26 protein-coding genes and 2 pseudogenes are annotated in these 23558 nt (G+C 47.6%); 16 read left to right on the top strand and 12 right to left on the bottom strand.

The genetic code is table 11. The features are described from left to right. Positions 1-3: 3 nt before the first annotated feature. The 9 genes and pseudogenes from SD53_RS10395 (at position 4) to ttcA (ending at position 7861) form a co-directional block, all read left to right on the top strand. Positions 4-183 (top strand): CcoQ/FixQ family Cbb3-type cytochrome c oxidase assembly chaperone, encoded by a 180-nt coding sequence (locus SD53_RS10395; RefSeq protein ID WP_046520173.1) that lies wholly within the window; start codon positions 4-6, stop codon positions 181-183. After that, positions 176-1153 carry a cytochrome-c oxidase, cbb3-type subunit III gene (gene ccoP, locus SD53_RS10400; protein ID WP_046520174.1) on the top strand — a complete coding sequence of 326 codons (978 nt, stop codon included), beginning with the start codon at positions 176-178 and terminating at the stop codon, positions 1151-1153. The genes SD53_RS10395 and ccoP overlap by 8 nt, the downstream gene beginning before the upstream one ends. Before the next feature lie 71 nt (positions 1154-1224). Beyond that, complete coding sequence (locus tag SD53_RS10405; RefSeq protein ID WP_046520175.1) at positions 1225-1710, top strand: FixH family protein; 486 nt, start codon at positions 1225-1227, stop codon at positions 1708-1710. A gap of 3 nt (positions 1711-1713) precedes the next feature. Further along, positions 1714-4104: a heavy metal translocating P-type ATPase gene (locus SD53_RS10410; protein WP_046520176.1), complete on the top strand. Its 2391-nt coding sequence runs from the start codon at positions 1714-1716 to the stop codon at positions 4102-4104. Continuing rightward, the gene (gene ccoS, locus SD53_RS10415) at positions 4101-4289 is read left to right on the top strand and encodes a cbb3-type cytochrome oxidase assembly protein CcoS (RefSeq protein ID WP_046520177.1); all 189 of its coding nucleotides are present in this window, start codon (positions 4101-4103) and stop codon (positions 4287-4289) included. Before SD53_RS10410 ends, ccoS begins: the two co-directional genes overlap by 4 nt. Beyond that, positions 4286-4972, top strand: coding sequence for a sulfite exporter TauE/SafE family protein (locus SD53_RS10420; protein ID WP_046520178.1), 687 nt, complete (start codon positions 4286-4288; stop codon positions 4970-4972). Before ccoS ends, SD53_RS10420 begins: the two co-directional genes overlap by 4 nt. Positions 4973-4999: 27 nt before the next feature. Beyond that, positions 5000-5719, top strand: a pseudogene (gene fnr, locus SD53_RS10425) (fumarate/nitrate reduction transcriptional regulator Fnr); the annotation flags it as partial. 217 nt (positions 5720-5936) lie between these two features. After that, positions 5937-6869: a universal stress protein UspE gene (gene uspE, locus SD53_RS10430; RefSeq protein WP_046520180.1), complete on the top strand. Its 933-nt coding sequence runs from the start codon at positions 5937-5939 to the stop codon at positions 6867-6869. 71 nt (positions 6870-6940) lie between these two features. After that, entirely contained in the window at positions 6941-7861 is a 921-nt protein-coding gene (ttcA, locus tag SD53_RS10435) for a tRNA 2-thiocytidine(32) synthetase TtcA (RefSeq protein ID WP_046520181.1), read from the top strand. A 54-nt stretch (positions 7862-7915) separates the two neighbouring features. Here ttcA and SD53_RS10440 read toward each other — a convergent pair whose 3' ends face one another. Genes SD53_RS10440 through SD53_RS10450 form a run of 3 tightly spaced genes read right to left on the bottom strand, consistent with a single transcriptional unit; the run spans position 7916 to position 9983 of the window. After that, a complete protein-coding gene (locus SD53_RS10440; protein WP_046520182.1) occupies positions 7916-8467 on the bottom strand; it encodes a DTW domain-containing protein in 552 nt (183 codons plus the stop codon). Between the two features lie 11 nt (positions 8468-8478). Beyond that, a complete protein-coding gene (locus tag SD53_RS18050; RefSeq protein WP_082101846.1) occupies positions 8479-9123 on the bottom strand; it encodes a DUF2987 domain-containing protein in 645 nt (214 codons plus the stop codon). Beyond that, the gene (locus SD53_RS10450; protein ID WP_046520183.1) at positions 9123-9983 is read right to left on the bottom strand and encodes a glucosaminidase domain-containing protein; all 861 of its coding nucleotides are present in this window, start codon (positions 9981-9983) and stop codon (positions 9123-9125) included. Before SD53_RS10450 ends, SD53_RS18050 begins: the two co-directional genes overlap by 1 nt. A gap of 225 nt (positions 9984-10208) precedes the next feature. Between SD53_RS10450 and SD53_RS10455 the strand changes: the two genes are divergently transcribed. Beyond that, entirely contained in the window at positions 10209-10841 is a 633-nt protein-coding gene (locus SD53_RS10455) for a toast rack family protein (RefSeq protein ID WP_046520184.1), read from the top strand. 18 nt (positions 10842-10859) lie between these two features. Here the strand turns inward: SD53_RS10455 and SD53_RS10460 are convergent, their stop codons facing one another. Then, the gene (locus SD53_RS10460; protein WP_052749344.1) at positions 10860-11270 is read right to left on the bottom strand and encodes a hypothetical protein; all 411 of its coding nucleotides are present in this window, start codon (positions 11268-11270) and stop codon (positions 10860-10862) included. A 121-nt stretch (positions 11271-11391) separates the two neighbouring features. Between SD53_RS10460 and SD53_RS10465 the strand changes: the two genes are divergently transcribed. Both SD53_RS10465 and yfbR read left to right on the top strand, forming a co-directional pair. Further along, positions 11392-12606 carry a pyridoxal phosphate-dependent aminotransferase gene (locus SD53_RS10465; RefSeq protein ID WP_046520185.1) on the top strand — a complete coding sequence of 405 codons (1215 nt, stop codon included), beginning with the start codon at positions 11392-11394 and terminating at the stop codon, positions 12604-12606. Then, the gene (gene yfbR, locus SD53_RS10470; RefSeq protein ID WP_046520186.1) at positions 12606-13241 is read left to right on the top strand and encodes a 5'-deoxynucleotidase; all 636 of its coding nucleotides are present in this window, start codon (positions 12606-12608) and stop codon (positions 13239-13241) included. Before SD53_RS10465 ends, yfbR begins: the two co-directional genes overlap by 1 nt. Positions 13242-13264: 23 nt before the next feature. Here the strand turns inward: yfbR and SD53_RS10475 are convergent, their stop codons facing one another. Continuing rightward, a complete protein-coding gene (locus SD53_RS10475; protein WP_082101847.1) occupies positions 13265-14275 on the bottom strand; it encodes a cation diffusion facilitator family transporter in 1011 nt (336 codons plus the stop codon). Positions 14276-14489: 214 nt separating this feature from the next. Between SD53_RS10475 and SD53_RS10480 the strand changes: the two genes are divergently transcribed. Beyond that, positions 14490-15158 carry a transglycosylase SLT domain-containing protein gene (locus SD53_RS10480; protein ID WP_046520187.1) on the top strand — a complete coding sequence of 223 codons (669 nt, stop codon included), beginning with the start codon at positions 14490-14492 and terminating at the stop codon, positions 15156-15158. Between the two features lie 99 nt (positions 15159-15257). Here SD53_RS10480 and rplT read toward each other — a convergent pair whose 3' ends face one another. From rplT to thrS, 4 genes are all read right to left on the bottom strand, one after another. Beyond that, complete coding sequence (rplT, locus tag SD53_RS10485) at positions 15258-15617, bottom strand: 50S ribosomal protein L20 (RefSeq protein WP_046520188.1); 360 nt, start codon at positions 15615-15617, stop codon at positions 15258-15260. Positions 15618-15632: 15 nt separating this feature from the next. Then, the gene (rpmI, locus tag SD53_RS18315; RefSeq protein WP_082101848.1) at positions 15633-15830 is read right to left on the bottom strand and encodes a 50S ribosomal protein L35; all 198 of its coding nucleotides are present in this window, start codon (positions 15828-15830) and stop codon (positions 15633-15635) included. 97 nt (positions 15831-15927) lie between these two features. Then, on the bottom strand, positions 15928-16485 hold the full coding sequence (infC, locus tag SD53_RS10490; RefSeq protein ID WP_082101849.1) for a translation initiation factor IF-3: 558 nt from the start codon (positions 16483-16485) through the stop codon (positions 15928-15930). A gap of 12 nt (positions 16486-16497) precedes the next feature. Further along, positions 16498-18408 carry a threonine--tRNA ligase gene (gene thrS, locus SD53_RS10495; RefSeq protein WP_046520189.1) on the bottom strand — a complete coding sequence of 637 codons (1911 nt, stop codon included), beginning with the start codon at positions 18406-18408 and terminating at the stop codon, positions 16498-16500. 334 nt (positions 18409-18742) lie between these two features. Between thrS and SD53_RS10500 the strand changes: the two genes are divergently transcribed. Further along, positions 18743-18943, top strand: a complete 201-nt coding sequence (locus SD53_RS10500; protein ID WP_046520190.1) for a CPXCG motif-containing cysteine-rich protein — start codon at positions 18743-18745, stop codon at positions 18941-18943. Here SD53_RS10500 and SD53_RS10505 read toward each other — a convergent pair. Beyond that, a complete protein-coding gene (locus tag SD53_RS10505) occupies positions 18940-19563 on the bottom strand; it encodes a riboflavin synthase (RefSeq protein ID WP_046520191.1) in 624 nt (207 codons plus the stop codon). The two genes, SD53_RS10500 and SD53_RS10505, sit on opposite strands and share 4 nt — an antisense overlap. A 57-nt stretch (positions 19564-19620) precedes the next feature. On the opposite strand from SD53_RS10505, the gene SD53_RS10510 reads away from it, so the two are divergent. Then, on the top strand, positions 19621-21009 hold the full coding sequence (locus SD53_RS10510) for an MATE family efflux transporter (protein WP_046520192.1): 1389 nt from the start codon (positions 19621-19623) through the stop codon (positions 21007-21009). After that, positions 20966-21997, top strand: a complete 1032-nt coding sequence (locus SD53_RS10515; protein WP_082101850.1) for a DUF3080 family protein — start codon at positions 20966-20968, stop codon at positions 21995-21997. Before SD53_RS10510 ends, SD53_RS10515 begins: the two co-directional genes overlap by 44 nt. A gap of 294 nt (positions 21998-22291) precedes the next feature. Here the strand turns inward: SD53_RS10515 and atcC are convergent, their stop codons facing one another. After that, the gene (gene atcC, locus SD53_RS10520) at positions 22292-23188 is read right to left on the bottom strand and encodes a cold adaptation protein AtcC (protein ID WP_046520194.1); all 897 of its coding nucleotides are present in this window, start codon (positions 23186-23188) and stop codon (positions 22292-22294) included. 15 nt (positions 23189-23203) lie between these two features. Beyond that, positions 23204-23558, bottom strand: a pseudogene (locus SD53_RS10525) (cold adaptation protein AtcB); the annotation flags it as partial.

The raw sequence follows: 23558 nt of genomic DNA on the forward strand, positions 1-23558 counted from the left end.
ACGATGGATATTGCAACCCTACACAGTATTTTCACCGTGCTAGTGTTTGTAGGTTTTATTGGTCTGGTAGTCTGGCTTTTTGTGTTAAAACGCAAGCCAGACTTCGATGAGCAGGCAAATTTGCCTTTTGCAGACGACCAAAAACCAAAACAACAACAGAAACAGGAGTCGGATCATGAGTAGCTTTTGGAGCGCTTGGATCATTGTCTTAACAATAGCGTGTATCGTATTTTGCGCCGTCATTTTAACCTGGAACTTAAAGAACCACGTCGGGGTGAAAGAAGGCGAATCGACAGGTCACGAGTTTGATGGCATTGAAGAAATTAACAATCCACTGCCAAAGTGGTGGACCTATATGTTTTACGCCACCATCGTCTGGTCTGTGTATTACTTTGCCGCCTACCCTGGCTTAGGGAACTACAAAGGCTTTTTAAACTGGACCAGTTCTAACCAGGGCATTAAAAGTCTGGCTGAATCCAAAGCCGCTGTTGAACAAAACAAATTGGATGGTAAAAACGTGCAGTTGGATCGCGAGTATGAAGCGGCCAATGAAACCTATGCCAAAGAGTTTGCCAAATACACCAGCCGCGACATTCTGGATTTAGCCTACGACCCGGCAGCCCTTAAAGTAGGTCAACGTTTGTTCCTGCAAAACTGTGCTCAGTGTCACGGCTCAGATGCCCGCGGTCAGCGTGGCTTCCCCAACCTGACCGATGATGACTGGTTATATGGTGGTACGCCGGACAAGATCAAAGAAACATTGCTGTATGGCCGCAAAGCCGCTATGCCAGCCTGGGGTGAAGCTCTGGGTGAGCAAGGCGTAAAAGAAATGACAGCTTATGTACTGAGTCTGTCAGGCCGTAAAGTAAACGATAAAGACGCAGCCGCAGGGAAAGCCAAGTTTGGTATGTGTGCCGCCTGTCACGGTGCAGATGGTAAAGGTAGCTTAGCTCATAATCTGCCATTTGGTGCACCAAACCTGACAGACAATACCTGGTTGTACGGTGGTTCACACGGTGCTGTTGAAGAAACACTGCTCAAAGGCCGCAATGGTCAGATGCCAGCGTTTAAAGAGATTTTAGGTGAAGATAAAATCCATATTATCTCTGCCTACGTTTACCGTTTATCTCGTCCTGAAGAAAGCAGTAAGTAATAGATTGTACTGCTTCATCTGAATAAGCCCCGCCCTGTGGGGCTTATTGTTATCTGTAAGAGGAATACCTTATGTTGCATGATACAAAACCCTGGTACAAACAACTCTGGCCCTGGTTGTTGATCGCCTTCCCTATCGTCTCCTTTCTCAAAGGCGGCCATACCATTTATATCATGCAGCAAAATAATCCGGACCTGGTGGTGGATGATTATTATAAAGAAGGCCGGGCTATTAATATGAATTTGGCCAAATACCGTGAGGCTCAACTACGGAATTTACACGCCAGTACGCTGATTGCCGCCAATCAGGTGATCGTAAGGTTTGAACAAAATAAAACGCTGGGTCAGCACCTACAGCTAGAATTTTTTCATAACACCATAGCCGCCAAAGATTTTGTTATTACCGCTGAGCGCAGTGGTGAAAATTTATATGTGGCTACTTTACCTGAAGTACTGGAAGGGAAATGGAATCTGGTGGTGTCGGATGAACACAAAGATTGGAAACTGCGGGCAACAGCGATGCTGCCACAACAAGGTGAATTTAAACTGGGATATTAAACAGTGTCGTATACAGGTTGTTTTCACTGCAATGAAGCCATACCGGCTGACTCGGACTTTAGTCTTCTGATAGAACAGCAGCCTCGCCAATTCTGTTGTCCTGGCTGCCTGGCTGTTGCCGAAACTATTATCGACCAGGGTCTAGGCGACTATTATAAATTCCGTACAGCCCCCGCCAGTAAGGCGCAACTGGTACCAGACCAGTTGCAACTGAGTAATTTTGACAGTGCTGAAGTACTAGCTGACTTGACCCAACACAAAGAAAATCAGACGCAGATTGAATTGTCTGTGACTGGCATCAGTTGTGCCGCTTGTGCCTGGCTGATAGAAAAACAATTGCAAAAAAATCCGGCGATCCACAACGTCAGTGTCAACTCCAGTACAGCCCGTTGTGTCGTGAGCTGGGATGTACAGCAGCTCAAACTCAGTGAGCTGCTGAGTCTTATCAGCAAGTTAGGTTATCAGGCATCGCCTTTTATAGCCGATCAGGAAGAGGCCGCTCAGCAGGCCGAGTTACGCCGTTTTTTAAAGCGCCTGGCAGTGTCTGGTTTTATGAGTATGCAGGTGATGATGCTGGCCTTTGGCCTGTATTTTGGTGATTACACTGGCATAGAACCCGAATTCGAAGGCTACTTACGCTGGATCAGTTTGTTCCTCACCACTCCTGTGGTGTTTTACAGCGCTAAACCTTTTACCTTAAGTGCCTGGCGGGCCATCAAAGGCCGTGAACTGAATATGGATGTCCCCGTCACTCTGGCCGTCTTTTACACTTTCCTCGCTTCAGCCTATGCCACAGTATTTGACACAGGCGAAGTCTATTTTGAATCTGTCTGTATGTTTGTATTTTTACTGCAGTTGGGGAAATTTTTTGAATTCCGTGCCCGAACTCAGGCCCGCGCAGCTACCGGAAACCTGTTAAAGATTATGCCGGTGTCCGCCCGGCTGGTGCAGGGAGATGCGGTGGTGCCCGTGTCGGCCCGTCGGTTAGAAGCAGGTCAGGTGATTCTGGTCCAACCCGGAGAGACTATTGCGGCTGATGGTGTGGTGTTGTCAGGACAAAGTTCGGTCGACGAGTCCATGCTGACCGGTGAATACAAGGCAGTGAATAAAGCCCAGGGCGACACCGTGATGGCTGGCAGTATTAATCATGATGGTGTGCTGACGGTCACAGTGCATCAGGCGTTAGCTCATTCGCGGCTGGGGCAGATTATCGAACTGCAACAGCAGACGCTGAACCAGAAACCGCAGATCGTGGAAAAAACCACGCAACTGGCACGTTTTTTTATTCAGCGCTTGTTGATTATCGCCTTAGGTACTTTTTTGCTCTGGTATTTTTGGTTGGACAAAGACAGGGCATTTTGGGTCACCTTGTCTGTGCTGGTGGCCACCTGCCCATGCGCGTTAACCCTGGCCACTCCTACTGCTATTACCTGTGCCTTGGCGCGCCTTAATCGCAAAGGCATTCTGATCAAGAATCAGCAAGTGCTGGAGATAGTGCCACAGCTCAGTTCTGTCTTTCTGGATAAGACAGGTAGTCTAACGCAAGGCCGTTTTAGTATCCAGCGCACGCAATTATATGACCAGTCCTACACCCCGGCTACGCTGTTAGCCCTGATCGCCCGTATGGAAGCCTATTCAGAACATCCTATAGCCCGCGCATTTGACAGCTATCTGGACTCTGGAATTAAACTGGAACAGGTACGGGTTCATGTCGGGTCCGGCCTGTCTGCGGTTTGGGTTCGGGAGCATGGCAGCACTGCAGAAGTTAAAGTGGGCAGCGCGGCATTTTGTGGCGCTGAAGCTCAAACCTCTGCAGCAGTATGCTGCAGCATTAATCAGCAACTGGTGTTCTGCGTTGAGTTATCGGACGCGCTGCGTCCTGAAGTGCCAACCTTGATTCAGAGGTTAAAACAACGTGGACTGCGTTTATCCATGCTGACAGGTGATTCTTCCGCCCAGGTTGAGGATGTTCAGCAGCAATTGCAATTTGATCAGGTGTTTAAAGGCTGCAGCCCGGAGCAAAAAGTTCAGCATATTCGCCAGGACGTAGCCAAGGGTAATAAGGTGTTGATGTTAGGCGATGGCATTAACGATAGTCCTTGTTTTCACGCCGCTCATGTTTCTGTCGCTCTGGATTCGGGCACAGATTTATCAAAAAATCAGGCTGATGTGGTATTGCTGCATAACGATCTGAATTTATTACAAGAACTGATCGAAGGTGCCGCATTGGCACAGCGGATCGTCAAACAAAATCTGTGGTGGGCTGTAGGCTATAATCTGGTCATTATTCCTCTGGCGGTGATGGGATTTGTTTCTCCTTATATCGCCGTGATCGGCATGTCGTTTAGCTCTATTCTGGTGGTATCAAACTCACTGAGGTTACTGAAAGCATGAGTATTATTTATGTGCTGATCCCCATAGCGATACTTTTTGTTTGTATCGGTCTTGGTATCTTTTTTTGGGCCGTGCGCAGCCGTCAGTTTGATGATTTAAACAAAGAAGGCATGAGTATTTTGTTTGAAGATGAGAAAAAAACTGGCAAACCAGGCACAGATCCGGACCAACAACCGCCGCAATGAACCCGGAACTTACGCTAAATCTTCTGGCTGCCCTTGGTATAGGCTTTTTGGGCAGCAGCCATTGTCTGGTGATGTGTGGTGGTATTGCCAGCGCATTGCAACTTTCCATGCCACCACTGGCTCCGTTACAACAGCTCAAACTGCAGCTCATGCTCAGCCTGGGCCGTGTAACAACTTATAGTTTTTTAGGTGCATTGACCGGCGCTTTTGGCGCTGCTGTGTTGGTAAAGCTGGGTATCAGTTTATTCTGGTTGAAGGTAGTGGCCGGTCTGATGCTGTTGCTGATGGCCTTTTATGTTGCTCGTCTTTGGTTTGCGCTGACGCTATTGGAAAAACTGGGATCGGCTTTATGGCGCAAGATCCAGCCTTTGGCCAAAGCCCTGTTGCCTCTGGATAGCAGCTCAAAAGCCTTAGCGTATGGGCTGTGCTGGGGTTTTCTGCCTTGTGGTTTGGTCTATAGCAGTTTAGGCTGGAGTCTGGCCAGTGGCAGTGCTTTACAAGGGGCCTTATTGATGTGTGCTTTTGGTGTGGGTACCTTACCAGCTATGTTAGCGGTTGGCCGTTTTGCACAGCGCCTGAGTCGGTTTAAAAACAAACAGTGGGTCCGGGTCAGTGCCGCTCTGTTACTGGCGTTGTACGCACTTTACACTATAGCTATTGCAATAGCGCCACGACTTTTCTAAGCTGGAACAGTCGTCTTTAAGGAACAGAATATGTCCGGTTCAAATTTAAGTTGCCAACATTGTGGGTTCAGCCAGCTTTGCCTGCCTTTTACTTTAAATAATGCTGAACTGGATACGCTGGACGAGATTATCGAGCGTAAAAAACCCTTGCACAAAGGCGATTTTTTAATAGAGGCAGGTACCGCCCTGCACTCCTTATATGCGGTGCGCAGCGGTTCATTTAAGACCTTCACCCTCACTGAATCCGGTGAAGAGCAAATTACCGGCTTTCATTTGCCCGGCGACGTGATAGGGTTTGATGCCATAGGTGAGCAGCAACATCCCAGTTTTGCTCAGGCACTGGAGACCGCTATGGTCTGCGAAATTCCCTACAACCAAATGGACCAGCTTATGGGTCAGTTGCCAAAACTGCGACAACAGATGATGCGTCTGATGAGCCAGGATATTAGTGGGGATCAACAAATGCTGTTGTTGTTAAACCGTAAAAATGCGGAAGAAAAACTGGCAGCCTTTCTGACCAATCTGGCACAGCGTTTTGCCAATCGTGGTTTTTCGAAAAAAGAGTTCCGTTTAAGTATGACGCGCGGCGAAATAGGCAACTATTTAGGCCTGACAGTTGAAACTATTAGTCGTTTATTAGGTCGATTCCATAAGGACGATTTAATACAGGTCGACGGCAAGCTGATTTGCATTAGCGATCCGGAGGCTTTAAGTAAACTGGCTGGTGGTTCTGCCATCGCTCGCTGAACAGGGTGATTCACCCAAATTAACTGGAGTTGCAGTGCGCCGATAAGTGTTCGGGAGCCCAGAAGCATATGATGTGATTGGGACGAGAACAGGCAGTCAACCAAACTGCAACTTCAGGTAACAAGGGTATCATTGATCCAGCACAAGGACTTATCAGCCTATCTTAGCTACCTTGGCTACACTTACAGGGTAAGCCCTAGCTTAGCAGGAGCATGATATGACCTTATATCCCAAAGTATTGGTAGTACTGGACCCGTCTGTTGCTGAACAAAAAGCCCTGAAACGGGCTGTCGAGCTGGCCAAACTGCAAGACTGCCAACTCACAGCTTTTTTATCTATTTACGACTTTTCCTACGAAATGACCACTATGTTGTCAGGGGAAGAGCGCGAGTCGATGCGTCAGGCAGTGATCAGCGACAGAGAGATGTGGATCAGCGAGTTAATCGACGAGTATAAAGAGCAAGGTCTGAATATAGCCATTCAGGTGGTCTGGCATAACAGACCCTTTGAAGCCATAGTGCAGGCCGTATTGGAGAAAGACTACAGTCTGGTGATCAAAGGCACGCACGATCATGATGTGCTTAAATCCATGATTTTCACCCCAACCGACTGGCATATTCTGCGAAAATGTCCATGCCCGGTGTTACTGGTGAAAGACCATGAATGGCCTGAGCACGGCAATATAGTGGCTGCCGTCAATGCAGGCAGTGAACAAAGCCATCATAGCTCGTTAAATCAACGTATTATTCAGCAATCCAAACAGCTTGCAGCGCTGCTCAATAGCCGGGTGCAACTGGTGAATGCCTTCCCCGGCACACCAGTCAATATTGCGATAGAAATCCCTGAGTTCAATCCACAGGAATACAATCAGACGATGAAAACTCATCATCTGGAAGCGGTACATAAACTGGCTCTGGAGTTTGAGCTGCCGTCGGCTCAGACCCATGTGCTTGAGGGTATGCCAGAGGATGTGATCCCTAAATTAGCCCAGCAGTTGGATGCTGAGATGGTGGTGATTGGTACTATAGGGCGCACAGGTTTATCTGCAGCCATCATCGGCAATACAGCAGAGCATGTGATAGACAGATTGGATTGTGATGTACTGGCAGTCAAACCTGCAGGTTTTGTCTGCCCTTTAGCAAAACAATAAGCTGCATACGCTACAAAGCTGGCGCGTAGTTGGTTATACTACGCGCCATTTTTATCTGGGGTCGTTGTTTTATGTCACATGCAGCAGAAGCCAAAGCACAATATAACCTGAACAAATTACATAAACGCCTGCGTCGTGGCGTCGGTCAGGCTATTGCCGACTTTAATATGATTGAAGATGGCGACAAAGTGATGGTCTGTTTGTCGGGCGGCAAGGATAGTTATACTCTGCTGGATATTCTGCTGAACTTACAGCAATCGGCCCCTATTCAGTTTTCGATCGTCGCGGTGAATCTGGACCAAAAACAACCCGGCTTCCCCGCCGATGTGTTACCCGGCTATTTAAGCCAAATTGGTGTGGATTTTAAGATAGTCACCGAAGACACCTACTCTATCGTCAAAGAAAAAATCCCGGAAGGTAAAACTACCTGCTCTTTGTGTTCCCGCTTGCGCCGTGGCATTTTGTATCGCACGGCCAAAGAGCTGGGTGCAACTAAAATCGCCTTAGGCCATCATCGCGACGACATGATTGAAACTATGTTTTTAAATATGTTTTACGGTGGCAAGATGAAATCGATGCCGGCCAAGCTCATCAGCGATAACGGAGAACATATTGTCATTCGTCCTCTGGCTTATTGTCGCGAAAAAGATATTGAGAAATATTCTGTCGCCCGCCAGTTCCCAATCATCCCTTGTAACTTATGTGGCTCACAGGATGGCTTGCAACGTCAGGTGGTAAAAGAAATGTTGCAGGACTGGGACAAACGTTTCCCTGGTCGTATCGAAACCATGTTCCAGGCTATGCAAAATATTGTGCCCTCTCATATGATTGATAAAAATCTGTTTGATTTTGCAGGGATCAGTAAAGACAGTCCTTTAGCAGTCGAAGGTGATATGGCCTTTGATAAACCTGATGTGCCCAAGGTGCCGGTCGGTTTATTGCAGGATGACGACGAACCCGCCGCCTCAGTGCAATTTGTTGAACTGACGTAGAGATGGGCTTCGCCCCCTCAGCCCGTCCCAAATTCTAATCCTGTACTAGCAGGCTTAGCGCGTGTTCAATTCATCAAAGAGCTGCATCAGTAGCTCTTTTTCGTTGTTCAACCCGGTTTGTTGCAGCAATTCCATCACCACTTCGGCGGTACACAAAGCTCCGTCTTTTTGATTCCGTCGCAGTCTATACACTGACGCGGTATCAGGTTTCACTGCAACACGGTAGCAAGACTGCAAATACGGGCTTTGCCTGAGCATTTTTGCCGTTTCCTGCCAGGTGCCATCCAGCACAACCCAGTGCTTCACGGCTTCGTTCTGACGAAGCTGTCGCTGAAGGAGTCCTTCGGTATTTTGCGGCTGATACTGGCCTTGCTGCAGCAAATAACAGGCTTGGCTTGTCTCTACTTGCAAGGGATAGACTAAGCCCAATCGCTGCGCTGCAGATAACGCCAGCAAGGATGAAGCCGGGACTTTACGTTGCCATTCAATACGTTCAACCCTGACGTTGCCTGAAGCCGCTAAGGCTTGCAGTACTACAGTCCCGGTGTTGGTCTTTTTCTGCAACTCTCTGCTGTGCGTCAGCAGATAAAGCACCAAAACGGCCATATGGTGAAAGGCTACTGCAGCAGAGGAGTGGCGTGATCAGGGACCTTGGAGAACTGCACTGTCGCTGTATCAGCCAAGGCGTCAGGTAAAAGGATCCGGCAACGATTTTGCTCACACAAAAGCTGCTGGTTCAGCGCCGCGTCAGAGCTTTGAGCCACCACTTCAGAGTCAAAATGCACAGTTAAACCTGAGACGTCAGGCAACCAGTATTTTCCCCAGCCCGCCAATGAATCCAGCAGCTCATCAAACTGTCGCTGCAACTTGCGTAGCTGAGCCACACTCGCCTGTTGTGGTACAGGCATTTTGCTGCGTAGCTTAAAGTTTAAATCGCAGGGCGCTGCACCTTCAGGTTGTTTCAGCACGATCAGCGCTTTTTGCGCATTTAGCATCAGATCAAAGGGCAGCATCAGTTCGCCATTACCCGCAATGGTTAAAGGCGCTTCAGAAATATCTGTGGTGATAAGAGCTTTATCTACACTACAAACTTCATTGGTACCGGCTTTTTGCAGTACAAAAGCCAAGGTAATATCACTGAACTCGACCTTTTCGCTTTTTTTCATCCGAGCGTAAAAGCCGTCGTAATTAAACACAGTATCAGCCAACGCCGAACCGGTAAAAGTAACCAGCAAACTGGCCAGAACGTAAAGTTTCATCATTAGCTGTCTATATGTTTAGTATTGGCTTTAAGCATAGTGTGGATCTCTTTGACATAATCCTGACCACGCTCTGAATACCGGCTCAACCCTGCAACCAGATGATGCCCGGCAACGTCACCCTCAGCGCGGCGTTTTGCTCTGAGCTGGCGTAAATCCTCATACACATAAAAGGTGTTGAGGTTATAAAAATAACTGTTGATGGCCGCAGCTACATGAGGAAACACCGCAACCTCATGGTATTTACCCGCACTGCGCTGTTGCGGCACTAAACCACAACCGGCCTTAAAGCACCATTGGCCAAAAAAGTTGTATGCCTCCAAAGCGAAACGACTACTGCCCCAGCCTGATTCTTTTGCAGCCTGGATTAACACTAAATCAGCAGGTATGGCATCAACACGACTGAGCAGCAAACGAAAGCCTTGCGCATCAACGTCCGGGTAATCTAACTTGAACTCGTCATACAGGCTGTAGATAAAGGCATACTCCTCTACGGTCAGCTCCTGTTGTTGCTGCTTTTGCTGCACTTCAATGATCTGCTGACGAATATGCAACAGCCGGGCATTTTCACGCTCAATAAAAGGCATTAAATAATCAAAAAATGCCTTTTTCTTTTCGACCACATCTTTGTACTGCTCAAAATCGGGCACAGGCAGTAACTCTGGCATAGCGACAGGATAAGCCAGCCGCTTTAATAACTTGCGTTGATCGGCGGCATCCAGAGAGCCCAGCTTTGATGGCATTTGCCAGTCCGCCAACGATGCAATATCTTCAACAGGAGCAGGCTTAAGCCAGGGGTAGATAGCGGCATAAAGCACCGCAGCCCAAAACACCAACCAAAAGCTCAATTCTGTTTTTTTCATGCAATACCCTGAATTCGTTTTTTATCTGATCCTGTTGAAGGATCATCAGCAAGGCCAGAACAATGGCGCGTATTCTAACCAGATCTGGTGGTAGTTTCGACCACAAAATGGCCGAAATGATAAACAACAAATCGAACCAATTACTTAAGCGCATGTTTTTAAACAAAAAAATAATTGGCAAGAAAGCTGCATACGCTGTCATAACAACGAAAAAAGGAGAACAATATGCGTCAACTTAGTTTAGTTTCTGCTCTGGCACTGATTTTAACGACAACACCTACGATGGCAGAGGATGTAAAAGTGCTGGAAAAAACCATCGATGCCAAAAGCTTGACCAAACTGGTACTGGAAGCACCAGTAGGCGAAATCAAGCTGAACGCCAGCAAAGGCTCTGAAATCCGCTTAGTTGTCGAACTTGAACCGGATGAGGATTGGTTGGGGCGTAGCAGTGATTTATCCGACGCCCGGCTCAGCATAAACGACGATGGTTCGACCTTAAAGCTGAAGGTTGAATTGGAAGACGATGACGACATTGAGCAAAACTGGACTCTAACTATTCCGGCCGATATGGCGGTCTCGTTAAACTTAGGTGTAGGTTCTGTCGAAATTGATGATTTGGTGTCGGATATTAGTGTCGATTTGGGCGTAGGCGAAATTGATATCGATGTGGATACCAGTCTGTACGATTCGATCAAACTGGACGCTGGTGTCGGTGACACCTCAATCAAAGGTGGTAAAGGACGCTACGAGCGGGATCAGGTGCTCGTCACCAGTTCAAGCCAACTGCACGGTGAAGGTAAAAAAGCAGTAGAGGCCAATGTGGGTGTCGGCGATATAGAAGTGCGCGATAACCAGTAACAGCCAGTGGGCTGATTGTCACGGCGCTTTATGGATCCAATTTGGTGTAAAGCGCCAATAGGCAGCCAGGGCCTGCTTTAAGTCAAAAAAACTGGTTAAAGGCAACGAGTCGCCGCTGATACAACTGTAGGTAAAGCGGTGGCAGTTGTTTCTCAGCACGTCATAGTTCTGATAACTGTAGATCTGCTCAATCGCCCTGTTTGCTGCGCTTTGCGAGCCGATAATATCTCCGGCTGGCGTTGTGGCAAACATCAGTTCAGCGCCGGATCTATCCGCTAAAAACCGATGAAAAGATAAAGAACGCACTAAACCAGAGCCTGCCAGCTCCACTATCTGTCCATCTCCTATATAAATGCCGCTGTGCTCAAAAAACTGAAAAATTTCGCAACACACCACAGCGCCCACAGGGATAGTTCGCAGACTTAGCATAAAGCTCCTTATTTTCCGGCTTTTTTTCTCAATCATACTTGCAAAAGACGTCTAGGCGTGTAAAAAGGTGTAAGCAAATATATGCAATAAAAACAATAGATGGAGACATAAGGGTAGCGGTATGAAACCAATAGAGCGCTCGACAAAATTAGATGGGGTTTGTTATGACATTCGGGGTCCGGTGGCACGTGAAGCCAAACGGATGGAAGAAGAAGGTCAACGTATTTTAAAGCTCAATATTGGTAATCCCGCGCCTTTTGGTTTTGAAGCGCCGGACGAAATTTTAAAACACGTGATCCACAATTTGCCGACAGCTCAGGGCTATAGCGACTCCCAAGGTATTTATCCGGCCCGGGTGGCTGTTGCTCAATATTACCAACAACGCGGCATTCTGGGCGCTGATGCCGATGACGTCTACATCGGCAATGGTGTGTCAGAGTTGATTCTGATGTCGTTACAGGCGCTGTTAAATAACGGCGATGAGGTATTGATCCCCTCCCCTGATTATCCGCTCTGGACTGCTGCAGTGAATCTGGCCGGTGGCAATGCGGTGCATTACCGCTGTGACGAGCAATCCGACTGGTTCCCTGATTTAGCCGATATTCGCGCTAAAATCACAAAAAAAACCAAAGCCTTGGTACTGATTAATCCAAACAATCCAACAGGCGCGGTTTATTCCAAAGCGTTTTTGTTGGACCTGCTGGCCATCGCCCGCGAGCATAAGCTGGTGGTATTGAGCGACGAGATTTACGACAAAATTTTGTATGACGGCGCAGAGCATGTCACGACAGCGTCGCTCACAGACGACTTATTTGTGCTGACCTTTGGTGGTTTATCGAAAAACTATCGTATTGCAGGTTTCCGGGTTGGCTGGATTTTATTGTCTGGTGCCAAGCATTTAGCCCGGCACTATATCGAAGGGTTAAACATACTGGCATCAATGCGCCTCTGCGCTAATGTGCCTTGTCAGCATGCGGTACAAACCGCATTGGGTGGTTACCAAAGCATTAATGAGCTGATAGTGCCAGGCGGTCGTTTGTATGATCAGATGGATTTAGCGCATAAGCTGGTCACCAGCATTGATGGCATTAGCTGTGTACGTCCGAAAGGCGCCATGTACTTATTCCCTAAACTGGACCGCAAAAAATTCAAGATCAAAGACGATGAGCTTTTTGTACTGGATTTCCTGCGCCAGCATAAAGTGTTATTGGTCCATGGCCGGGCCTTTAACTGGCCTGAGCCGGATCACTTCCGTATTGTATTTTTACCCCACAAAGAGCAATTGGAAATGGCGATTGGCCGCTTAGCGCAGTTTTTACCCGGGTATCAGCAATAATGGCAAACGAACACCACACTACATCGAGCTCTGAACAACCAAGCCATTTTTTTGCTCATCTGTTTCGGATGAAGTTGATCAACAGATGGCCGCTGATGCGAAACGTCAATACCGAAAATGTCGCTGAACACAGCCATCAGGTGGCGGTGGTGGCTCATATGCTGGCGTTGATCCGCAGAGAAATCTTTGCAGGTGAAGTCCAACCGGAACGAGTGGCAACATTGGCGCTGTTTCACGATGCCAGCGAAGTATTAACAGGCGACTTACCTACACCAGTGAAATACTTTAATGCCCAAATTGCTCAGGAATACAAAAAGATAGAACGTATTGCAGAGCAGAAACTCCTGTCGATGCTGCCGCAAAAGTTACAACCTTTTTATCAATCCCTATTGCTGTCTGACCAGTATTCAGCGGATGAAAAGCTCCTGGTCAAAGCGGCAGACACACTTTGTGCTTATGTAAAAACGCTGGAAGAACTCTCCGCAGGCAATCATGAATTTGTGCTGGCGAAAAAACGTCTGGAGGCTGTGCTTGAAAATTATGCCTTGGCGGAAGTGAATTACTTTCTGGAAATTTTTATCCCAAGTTTTTCACTGTCGTTGGATGAAATCAGCCTGCAGGATGGCCAGTTGTAGAGGCCATATTGTTCCGAGACCCGTCAATGCTGATCCCGGCACAGTTCCTGATTAAACTCAAATTCTATGGTGGTATGCTCCAGTTGATAAGGCTGGAGCAACTGCCGTATTTGCTCTTTATGCAGTTTTAACTGCTCCGTGGCCGTATCCGTTTTTAACACCAGATGCGCGGTTAATACATGTTTTTCGCCATCCAGCGACCACAAATGCAGATGATGCACATCCTGTACAAAACTAAGCTCTTGCAATTGCTGTTCTATGGTAGCAGCCAGTTTCGGATCCGGACTGACTTGTAAAAACAGCGCCAGCGTATGGCGTAAATTGCGCCAGACGTTGATCAGGATAAAACAGGTAAACCCAATACTTAACAGCGGATCCAACCAGGCCCAGTCCGTAAAATAAATCAGCACTGAGCCAACCAGTACAACGACCCAGCCTAAAACATCTTCCAGCAAATGCCAGGTCAGAATTTGTTCATTTTGTGTTTTGCCGCGACGAAGTTTAAACACGGCTGCACCATTGACCAGCACACCTAACACGGCAAGCGCCATCATACCTGCGGCATGAGGTAATTGCGGCTGCCATAAGCGAGGGATAGCTTCGTATAAAATCCAGCAGGAGCCCAGCACTAAAATCACACTATTGATCAGAGCACTCAGCAAAGACCAGCGCCGGTAACCGTAACTATAACGCGGAGTCGCTTCTTTGCCTGCCACTTTAGCTGCGAACCAGGCAAATGCGATCGCCAGTGTGTCGCCTAAATCGTGCATCGCATCCGCCATAATAGCCACGCTGTTGGTCAGCCAACCTCCGATAAATTCGATAATGGTAAAACTGAAGTTCAACCAAAAGGCTGTGGCAATATTACCTGACTCAGTACCATGATGATGGTGGTGATGACCAAACAGGCCATGGGCATTCGAATGCTGATGCCCCACTTCATGACGATGATGCTGCGCGTCCTGCTGCTGGTGTGTGCAATTTGCACCATGCGAATGAGTTTTGTGTTCTGAGGTTGAATGATCGTGAGGCATGTTACACCTGAAAAATGCCGTAATAGCAGTACCATAACTGGTTTTTTCAGCCGCTGCCAGCAGACTTCGCTGCAGGCTGCACAGAAATCATACAGATGCAGTGTTCAGAGCGAAAAAAACTTGAGCCCAACGGGATAAAACACTAGTCTGAAGCTGAAGTTTGGCTGAACAAAGCCGATATAAAACCACTGACCGGAAAGAACCATAACACCAGATGCCATCCACTTTTTTTAGTTTTAGTTTAATCGCTTTATTAAGTGCCACTGCTACTGCCGGTAGTTTTAGCCACAGCAAAAATATGGATTATGCGGCTTGGTCAGAACACAACCGGGATGGTAGCTGGACCAGAATTACTGAACAAGCAGTAGCACAGTCCCCTCTGGTCAGCCTGGTTCCTGCTGATGTGCAAAACTTCTGTCCACGTTATGCCAGCTTAGCACGTCAGCAACGCAGCCAGTTTTGGGTTGCTTTATTCTCGGCGATGGCCAAACCTGAAAGTAACTTTCAACCTCAGTCTTTTTATCAGGAAAAGTTTAAAGACGGCAAAGGCCGCCGGGTGATCAGCCGTGGTTTATTACAGATCTCGCATGAAAGTGCCAACCAACCCAGATACGGCTGTGACATCAAACACCCTCATTCTTTGCATGATCCGAGAGTCAATTTGAGCTGCGGTGTGAAAATCATGAGTAAGTGGGTGAAAACGGATGGCGTGATCAGTCAGCCGCGCTGGAGCAACGCTCCCAAAGGCGGCGCCCGTTATTGGTCCACTTTAAGGCCCCAACGTGGAAAAGTGCAGCAAATTGCAGACTTCACCCGTCAACTGTCCTTTTGTGACCCCTATGCTCATCAGCGGGAAAAACAAAAACTTCGCACGGCGATCTGAATCGCTGTGCTAGAGCAGGTTTGAGTCGCGTTGTTCGGTGTACTCTGTTGCAGACATAAAAAAGCCACCCGTAGGTGGCTTTTTACTCTGCTCAAAGAATTAAGCAGCTAAAGCTTCTTTTGCCTTGGCGACTAAAGCAGCGAAAGCGCCTTTGTCGTATACAGCGATATCAGCCAGGATCTTACGGTCGATTTCAACAGATGCTCTTTTCAGACCATCGATGAAGCGGCTGTAAGACAAACCGTTCTGACGAGATGCAGCGTTGATACGCGCGATCCACAATTGACGGAATTGACGTTTACGTTGACGACGGTCGCGGTAAGCGTATTGGCCAGCTTTGATAACTGCCTGGAAAGCGACACGATAAACACGACTGCGGGCACCGTAGTAACCTTTAGCCTGGTTTAACACCTTCTTGTGACGAGCGCGCGCTGTCACACCACGTTTTACTCTTGGCATTTGAAATCTCCTAAATTATGCGTATGGCAGACAACGAGCGATACCAGCAACGTCAACTTTTGCAACTAACGTTTTTGGACCTAACTGACGCTTACGCTTAGAAGACTTCTTCGTCAGAATGTGGCGAAGATGTGATTGCTTACGTTTAAAACCGCCTGAGCCGGTTTTCTTAAAGCGCTTTGCAGCACCTTTGTTGTTTTTCATCTTTGGCATAGTTAAATAACTCGCATTGTTTAGATTACAACGAATAATAAGGCGATAAAAAACGCCGCTTTATTCAAGCGGCGTATCTTATGCTTGAATGCACTTATTACTTCTTATTTGGGGCCAGCATCATGATCATCTGACGACCCTCAACGCGGCTTGGGAAAGATTCGCAGATAGCAATATCTGACATATCTTCCTTAATCCGGTTAAGCATCTCAATGCCGATGTCCAGATGCGCCATTTCACGACCACGATAACGCAGTGTTACTTTAGCTTTGTCACCCTCTTCAATGAAGCGACGCAGGTTGCGTAGTTTTACCTGGTAATCGCCTTCATCAGTTCCAGGCCGGAATTTAATTTCCTTGATCTGGATCTGTTTTTGCTTTTTCTTCTGCTCTTTAGCAGCTTTGCCTTTCTCAAACAGGAACTTACCATAGTCCATCAACTTACAAACAGGGGGCTCCGCAGTTGGGCTGATCTCTACCAAGTCAGCGCCTGCTTCTTCAGCTAAACGAATAGCTTCTGAAGTGTTCACCACACCTAATTGTTCACCTTCCAGACCTAATAAACGCACCTCTTTGACGGTGATTTCTTCGTTAATACGATTCGGTCTGTTCGACGGTAAAGTTTTCTTTCCTACTTTAATAGTATGTTCCTCCAAGAGTGAAAATAATCAGACCCGGTGTTTAATTTCAGTGGTAAGCTTCGTGATGAAGTCGTTCACACTCATTTTTCCGAGGTCTTCGCCCTTCCGTGTTCTTAACGCGATATCGCCGGCTTCCACTTCTTTGTCACCGACTACCACTAAATAAGGAACACGCTGTAGCGTGTGCTCGCGGATTTTAAAGCCTATCTTCTCATTTCTCAAGTCAGAAGTTGCTCTAATACCATGAGATTTGAAAGTTTTTACTAAATCCTGCACATATTCGGCCTGATTATCGGTAATATTCATCACCACAACCTGAGTCGGGGCTAACCAGGCCGGGAAAAAGCCTGCATATTCTTCAATCAAAATACCGATAAAACGCTCCAGCGAACCTAAAATTGCGCGGTGGATCATCACAGGCACTTGTCTGTCGTTGCCTTCGGCCACAAAACTTGCACCTAAACGACCAGGTAACGCGAAATCAAGCTGCACTGTACCACATTGCCAGGCGCGACCTAAGCAATCATGCAAAGTAAATTCAATTTTAGGGCCATAAAAGGCACCTTCACCAGGTTGCAGGTCATAGGCGATACCGTTGGCATCCAAAGCTTCGGCTAAACCCTGCTCAGCACGGTGCCACATCTCATCTGTACCAATGCGTTTTTCCGGACGCGTAGATAACTTCACCTGCACGTCTTTAAAACCAAAAGTGCTGTAGACGTCGAACACCATTTTGATGCAGTTGGATACTTCAGCCTGCACCTGATCTTCAGTACAGAAGATATGCGCATCATCCTGAGTAAAACCACGCACCCGCATCAGGCCATGTAAACCACCGGATGGCTCGTTGCGGTGACAGCAACCAAACTCAGCCATACGCAGCGGTAAATCGCGGTATGATTTCAGGCCCTGGTTAAAAATCTGCACATGGCCAGGGCAGTTCATTGGCTTGATGGCGTAATCACGGTTTTCAGAGCTGGTGACAAACATATTGTCGGAGTACTTTTCCCAGTGCCCTGATTTTTCCCACAGCACTTTGTCCATCATAAATGGACCTTTTACTTCCTGATAATCGTATTGCGCCAGTTTTTCACGGACAAACGCTTCCAGCTCACGGAAAATAGTCCAGCCATCGTTGTGCCAGAACACCATACCCGGCGCTTCTTCCTGCCAGTGGAATAAACCTAAGGCCTTACCAATTTTACGGTGATCGCGTTTTTCTGCTTCTTCCAGTTGCAGTAAATAAGCTGCTAATTGCTTTTTATCTGCCCAGGCTGTGCCGTAAATACGCTGCAGCATTTTGTTTTTCGCATCACCACGCCAGTAGGCACCCGCCACCTTCATGATTTTAAAGTGCTGGCAGAAGCGCATGTTGGGCACGTGTGGACCACGGCACATGTCGATGTATTCTTCGTGGTGGTATAAACCCGGCTGATCGTCTTTGGCGACGTTCTGGTCGAGGATTTCCATTTTGTAGCTTTCGCCACGGGCAGCGAAGGTGTCATAAGCCTGTTGCCAGCTTACTTTTTTCTTCACTACGTCATATTCGGTTTTGGCCAGTTGCAGCATGCGCTCTTCAAGTTGCGCTAAATCATCGCTGCTGATTGGACGGTCTAAATCTACATCGTAATAAAAGCCGTTGTCGATGACAGGACCAATCGCCATTTTGGTGTTTGGCCATAACTGCTTAATGGCATGGCCTAATAAGTGCGCGCAGGAGTGACGGATAATGTCCAGGCCTTCCTGATCTTTGGCGGTGACAATGCTTAAAGAGGCATCAGAGGTGATGAGCTCACAGGCATCCACCAACTGGCCATTGATTTTGCCGGCTATGGTGGCTTTCGCCAGACCAGGGCCTATGTCTTTGGCAACGTCTAATACAGATAAAGGATTGTCGTACGAACGCTGACTACCGTCAGGCAGAGTAATAACTGGCATGATAAGTCCTCACAGTGGTGGCCCATACCAAGGGTCACATGTTGATTCAAGTAAATTAAGGGAATGCGTTTTGCGGTTCAACCTTACGAGCGGTAGAACAAAACAGCACAACACGTAGTTGTCGCTGCTTTTTAACAAAAAGCGGCCGCATCATAACCGAAGCCATGCTGTATCGGCAACAAGGAAGCAGAGCAGCACATGAAAACGGGTTGTTTTTTCGCCTGATGTGGCTTTTGCGCCTACACTAACAAGAAAGAGGAGTTGAACGACGCAAGGGATCGCAGAAGTCATTCGCCACACTGTGCTGCAACAGACACTGGCTAACGGAGGATCTATGGACTTATTGCATAAAACTATTCTTTGCCCATTTTGCGGTCACCCTACTCATATCACGCTGGATATCAGCGGCGACGATCAGGACGATATTGAAGATTGCAGCAATTGCTGCAACCCTATCCATGTGCAAACTCATAAAGACGAGCTGCATAACAAAGTACAGGTGTTTATAGACGCCGAAGACGAACAGTATTATTAAGGATTTCGGGCAGCCAGCAGCCGTTCTACCGTATCCACTATAGTAACGGTTTGCTGATCCAGTTCGATATTGACCCTGTCGCCTGCTTTACGCTTACCCAAGGTGGTCACTTCCAGGGTTTCTGGTATTAAATGCAGGCTAAAGCTGTTTGCCGTCACTTCGCCCACTGTCAGGCTGATACCATCAATACTGATAAAACCTTTGCTGAGCACATAAGGTTTAAACTCTCTCTTAAGTTCAATATCGACCCGCCAGTTCGCCCCACTCTGACTAACAGCTAAAATCTCTGCCGTGCCATGCACATGACCGGACACCAAATGCCCGCCTATTTCACGGCCAAAAGTTAAAGAGCGCTCGAAGTTCACCAAAGCGCCTGTGGTTAACCCACCTAAGTTAGTTTTGGCTAAGGTTTCGTCTATGACATCAAAGCTCACCCAACTGTGAGACTCCAACAGACTAAATTCGGTGACGGTTAAACAAGTGCCGTTAATGGCGATACTGGCGCCCCGCTCCAGGTTTTGTAGTAGCTGCACAGGCACTTCAAGAGTTAAACGCCTAAACTGCTGCTGGTCGCTGATTTCACTGACTTTAACTTTCGCCTGAACTATTCCGGTAAACATAAGGCCCCTGCTGTGCTATCTTTACGGCGATTTTTCGCCTGTCTGACAAGAGTTGTTATGTTACCTTTTTCCCGCTTTGAAGCAAAAACCATTCTGAAATTATCCGGCCCTATTATGCTGGCTCAGTTGACCCAAACCATGATGTTTGTGATTGATACCATTATGGCCGGCCGGGTTAGTGCCTTGGATATGGCGGCTATTGCTGTGGCCTCCGCCATCTGGTTACCGATTATTTTAACGCTGCAAGGTTTATTGCTGGCGCTGACTCCGATCATTTCTCAGCTTTATGGCGCGAAAAATCATCAAGCGATACCACATAATGCGCTGCAGGGTTTTTATCTGGCCATGGTGCTCTCTACAGTCATTGTCATTGCGATGCAATTTATTCATTTGCCGCTACAGTATTTGTCGATGGAAGAAAGCCTGCGCGACAAAGCCGTGGATTATCTGGTGTATGTCAGTTACGGCGTGTATCCGGCGGCTGGTTATATGATTTTCCGTAACCTGTTTGAAGGCATAGGCAATACCAAAGCCACCATGTGGATAGCCTTTGTTGGTATTCTGGTTAATATTCCGGCCAACTATGTATTTATTTATGGCAAGTTGGGCATGCCGGCTCTAGGCGGTGCTGGTTGTGGAGTCGCCACCTCGTTAGTTTTTCTGGCGATGTTTATCGCTATTACTATCTATGCCTTTAAAAGCCGCAGCACTGCGCCTTATATGAAAAAACCAGATAGCCTGAAACCTAACCGCAAAGACTTATGGCATATCATCGCCATAGGCACGCCCATCGCCTTTTCACTGTTTTTTGAAGTGACGCTGTTCTCTTCAATCCCGCTGATGATTGTGCATTTAGGCCCAATAGTGGTGGCCGGTCATCAAATTGCCAATAATTACAGCGCTTTGGTGTTTATGTTGCCGATGAGTATGGGGATGGCGACGACGATACGGGTCGGTCACCTGGTCGGCAGTAACGATGTGCAGGAGCTGAAAAAAGCTGTATCCACGGCGGTGCAACTGGCGATGATGATGGCGGTGGGCATAGCACTGGTGACTTATTTTGGTCGTTTTTTCGTCGCATCACTCTACTCTTCCGATCCTGCCGTATTGACTGTAGCGACCTCTATTTTAGTGCTGGCTTGTTTTTACCAGATTTCCGATGCAATACAGGTGGTGTCCGCCTGCGCGCTGAGGGGTTTAAAACACACCAAACCTATTTTTTTTATCACCTTTATTGCCTATTGGCCGATCGGTTTTGGTTTGGGCACTGTATTAGGTTTAACCGACTGGATTTTGCCCAAAATGGGCGCTCATGGTTTTTGGGTTGGTATCATACTTGGGTTATCCTGCGCCGCTGTAATGCTGGCGTGGATCTTAAAAAACCAAATCAGGCGATTGGAAGATGGCAAAATTTTACAACAGCAACAGGCTGCATCATCTCACTAAGCTAATGAGCTTGATTGCCGCTGTTATTGTATTAAGCGGCTGTAGTGATCCAGCTCAATCCCTGATGGACGACTATGCAAAGCGGCTTGGTCGTACTCTGGCGCTAGAGCTACAAAACCCACAGCCGCTTGATTTACAACCTCTTCCTTCCATCACAGCAACCAGAGCCGACATAGCAGAAACCAGCATTACTCTGGTTGAGTTGGTGGCAACCCGTGCTTGTGGTCTGGATGTATTGCTGGGTGAGCGCAATAGCAGTCTGGGTAAAGTGATGCCACCAAGCCAGCGCCTAAAGTACGAACTGCAGTTTTTAAATCAGGTGCAACCTTGCTTAACGCACCCTGATATAACTCCAGATTTACAACAAAAATTGATCGCCATTTCCAATGAAAAACGCAGTCAAGTCTATCAGCACTGGCAGAATTTTTTGCTGCAAGATGAAACCTTACGTCAACAACTACACCCCTACCGTAGCTTGTCAGAACCGAATTCAGTTGCGGGTGTAGCTGAGACGATAGAAGCCTTACATTCCTTACTTGCGCTGCAAAAAAGTATTGTGGAGCAGAACTGGCAGCAGGCCAGTGAGATAAATCCCGAACAGGCTTTGGAGGCGTTATACAAGGCCAATACGCTGAGCCAATTGCAACAAAGCTTACGCTTTAGCCATAACTGGCTGCGAGGTTTAAATAAGCAGTTAGAACAGGTTGATTTAAAAGCACAATGCCCAGCCGGGAGAACCTCGGACAAAGCAGAAATTTTAAATACTATTTTGCTGCAGTATTTTATTAGCAAAGTGCAGGTCTACTTCGCCCAGACAGACGGTACTTATCAGCAATTGTATCCGCTATTACAGCAGCTTTATCAGGACACAGCTTTGGCACCAAGCATCCAGCAGCGCTTTGAGGTGCCAAATAATGAATTAAAAGCAGAGTTAAGACGCCATGTGGTCTGGTGGAAAGCAGTACAACAGCAGTGCCCCAAACTTTAGGGGCCGGTTTATCCGCGCCCGTTACTGCGGCTTCAAAAACGACGGGGTTCCCCTAAGTAATTGATGTTGCGGCAAGGCGGCAAGGGATTGAAACCCCAGGAGCATAGTTGCCTATGCGACTGGGGCGAAAGCCCGCAGCCAACAAAGCTGCAGCTTCTAGTACGACGGGGTTCCCCTAAGTAATTGATGTTGCGGCAAGGCGGCAAGGGATTGAGACCCCAGGAGCATAGTTGCCTATGCGACTGGGGCGAAAGCCCACAGCAAACAAAGCTGCAGCTTCTAGTACGACGGGGATTACATTTCGATATATTGAGGCCAGCCTAATAACGGATTCAACATCCCCTGCTTATGCTCATAAGCGTCACGCCGCTCCGGTGATGCATTTTCGTCCAGCAGCTTTTTATAACCTTTGGCAAACTGCAAAGTACGCACTAAAGCAGCATAAAAATTTTCGCCCAGCTCCACAGTCACAGCATCTGCGAAACCTGCGGGCAATAAGCTCAGCACCTGCTCGGTATGAGCTTTTAAAAAAGTAACGTCAAACCATTCCTCGGCTAATTCGATATCGCGTAACCGTTGTTTTAGGTCCTGTTTGACTTTGCCGCCCTTGGTACAAAGACGATACAACACCACTTCAGCCAGCATATCTTCCAGGTTAAAGTGTTCAAAAGGGTCGAGTTGGGTATGGTAAAAATAGGTTTGTTTCACCACACTGATGGCCTGACGCCGGCGTGATTCACGCAGTGCCTGCTGATACACCGCAAGCCCTTGCCACTCCTCCGCATCAGGGGGACTGGCAATATCCTGCAGTAACTGCTCTTCCACCTCACCATACAAGGATTTGCGGTTTGGTGTCTGTTGGCTGACCTGCGACAACATGCTCCAGCCTTTCTGAAAAGGTTTGACTATGCCCTCAGGGCTGACCAGCAAAGCCAGAGCTTTTTCTACATCCTGCTCGGATAGTTCTGCCAAACCCAAACTTGCCACACCAATAATGTCATGCGCGGCTTGCTCCAACAGATGCATTTTGTATTTGTTGTAAAACTTATCTGCAAACTTCAGGCTCATCAGCACGGCTTTACTTTTCACCTGCTCCAGTTGGGCCTCTGACAGTTTTTGCTCTGCTCTGGCGTAATTGAGCACCTTAGTTAAAAAAGGCCCCTGATTGGCATCCCGTACCACTAACTGCATAACAAATCCTTTGCCTTAATCGAGAAAACTAAACATATCATCCACTTCGGCGTACTCGTCTGTGGACTGATTTTTCTCTTTGGCTTGCATCACCAGCTCAGTCGCAAATTTATTGATAATATGCTCCCAGCCGGAGTTTTCATTGCGCACCAGATTTTTAATCGCCTGCTCCACCTGTGGCGTAAGCTGACGAATAAGCGCCAATAAACTGCGCGGATCGTCATAACCCAAGCCATGCACTTCCTCGTTCAGATGGCGTTCGGTGTAGCTGATGGCTTCCTCTAAATCCTGTTCTTCTTCATGCAATAAATCATGCACTTCGTCTTCATCGTCCATCACTTCGCCACGGTACAACTCAATAAAAGGAATG

It is taken from the genome of Rheinheimera mesophila, from assembly GCF_000986865.1.
Taxonomy (GTDB): domain Bacteria; phylum Pseudomonadota; class Gammaproteobacteria; order Enterobacterales; family Alteromonadaceae; genus Pararheinheimera; species Pararheinheimera mesophila.

Coding starts and splice junctions, on each gene's coding strand:
- SD53_RS10395 (WP_046520173.1), top strand. CDS start 4: ATGGATATTGCAACCCTACACAGTATTTTCACCGTGCTAGTGTTTGTA.
- ccoP (WP_046520174.1), top strand. CDS start 176: ATGAGTAGCTTTTGGAGCGCTTGGATCATTGTCTTAACAATAGCGTGT.
- SD53_RS10405 (WP_046520175.1), top strand. CDS start 1,225: ATGTTGCATGATACAAAACCCTGGTACAAACAACTCTGGCCCTGGTTG.
- ccoS (WP_046520177.1), top strand. CDS start 4,101: ATGAGTATTATTTATGTGCTGATCCCCATAGCGATACTTTTTGTTTGT.
- SD53_RS10420 (WP_046520178.1), top strand. CDS start 4,286: ATGAACCCGGAACTTACGCTAAATCTTCTGGCTGCCCTTGGTATAGGC.
- uspE (WP_046520180.1), top strand. CDS start 5,937: ATGACCTTATATCCCAAAGTATTGGTAGTACTGGACCCGTCTGTTGCT.
- ttcA (WP_046520181.1), top strand. CDS start 6,941: ATGTCACATGCAGCAGAAGCCAAAGCACAATATAACCTGAACAAATTA.
- SD53_RS10440 (WP_046520182.1), bottom strand. CDS start 8,467: ATGGCCGTTTTGGTGCTTTATCTGCTGACGCACAGCAGAGAGTTGCAG.
- SD53_RS18050 (WP_082101846.1), bottom strand. CDS start 9,123: ATGATGAAACTTTACGTTCTGGCCAGTTTGCTGGTTACTTTTACCGGT.
- SD53_RS10450 (WP_046520183.1), bottom strand. CDS start 9,983: ATGAAAAAAACAGAATTGAGCTTTTGGTTGGTGTTTTGGGCTGCGGTG.
- SD53_RS10455 (WP_046520184.1), top strand. CDS start 10,209: ATGCGTCAACTTAGTTTAGTTTCTGCTCTGGCACTGATTTTAACGACA.
- SD53_RS10460 (WP_052749344.1), bottom strand. CDS start 11,270: ATGCTAAGTCTGCGAACTATCCCTGTGGGCGCTGTGGTGTGTTGCGAA.
- SD53_RS10465 (WP_046520185.1), top strand. CDS start 11,392: ATGAAACCAATAGAGCGCTCGACAAAATTAGATGGGGTTTGTTATGAC.
- yfbR (WP_046520186.1), top strand. CDS start 12,606: ATGGCAAACGAACACCACACTACATCGAGCTCTGAACAACCAAGCCAT.
- SD53_RS10475 (WP_082101847.1), bottom strand. CDS start 14,275: ATGCCTCACGATCATTCAACCTCAGAACACAAAACTCATTCGCATGGT.
- SD53_RS10480 (WP_046520187.1), top strand. CDS start 14,490: ATGCCATCCACTTTTTTTAGTTTTAGTTTAATCGCTTTATTAAGTGCC.
- rplT (WP_046520188.1), bottom strand. CDS start 15,617: ATGCCAAGAGTAAAACGTGGTGTGACAGCGCGCGCTCGTCACAAGAAG.
- rpmI (WP_082101848.1), bottom strand. CDS start 15,830: ATGCCAAAGATGAAAAACAACAAAGGTGCTGCAAAGCGCTTTAAGAAA.
- thrS (WP_046520189.1), bottom strand. CDS start 18,408: ATGCCAGTTATTACTCTGCCTGACGGTAGTCAGCGTTCGTACGACAAT.
- SD53_RS10500 (WP_046520190.1), top strand. CDS start 18,743: ATGGACTTATTGCATAAAACTATTCTTTGCCCATTTTGCGGTCACCCT.
- SD53_RS10505 (WP_046520191.1), bottom strand. CDS start 19,563: ATGTTTACCGGAATAGTTCAGGCGAAAGTTAAAGTCAGTGAAATCAGC.
- SD53_RS10510 (WP_046520192.1), top strand. CDS start 19,621: ATGTTACCTTTTTCCCGCTTTGAAGCAAAAACCATTCTGAAATTATCC.
- SD53_RS10515 (WP_082101850.1), top strand. CDS start 20,966: ATGGCAAAATTTTACAACAGCAACAGGCTGCATCATCTCACTAAGCTA.
- atcC (WP_046520194.1), bottom strand. CDS start 23,188: ATGCAGTTAGTGGTACGGGATGCCAATCAGGGGCCTTTTTTAACTAAG.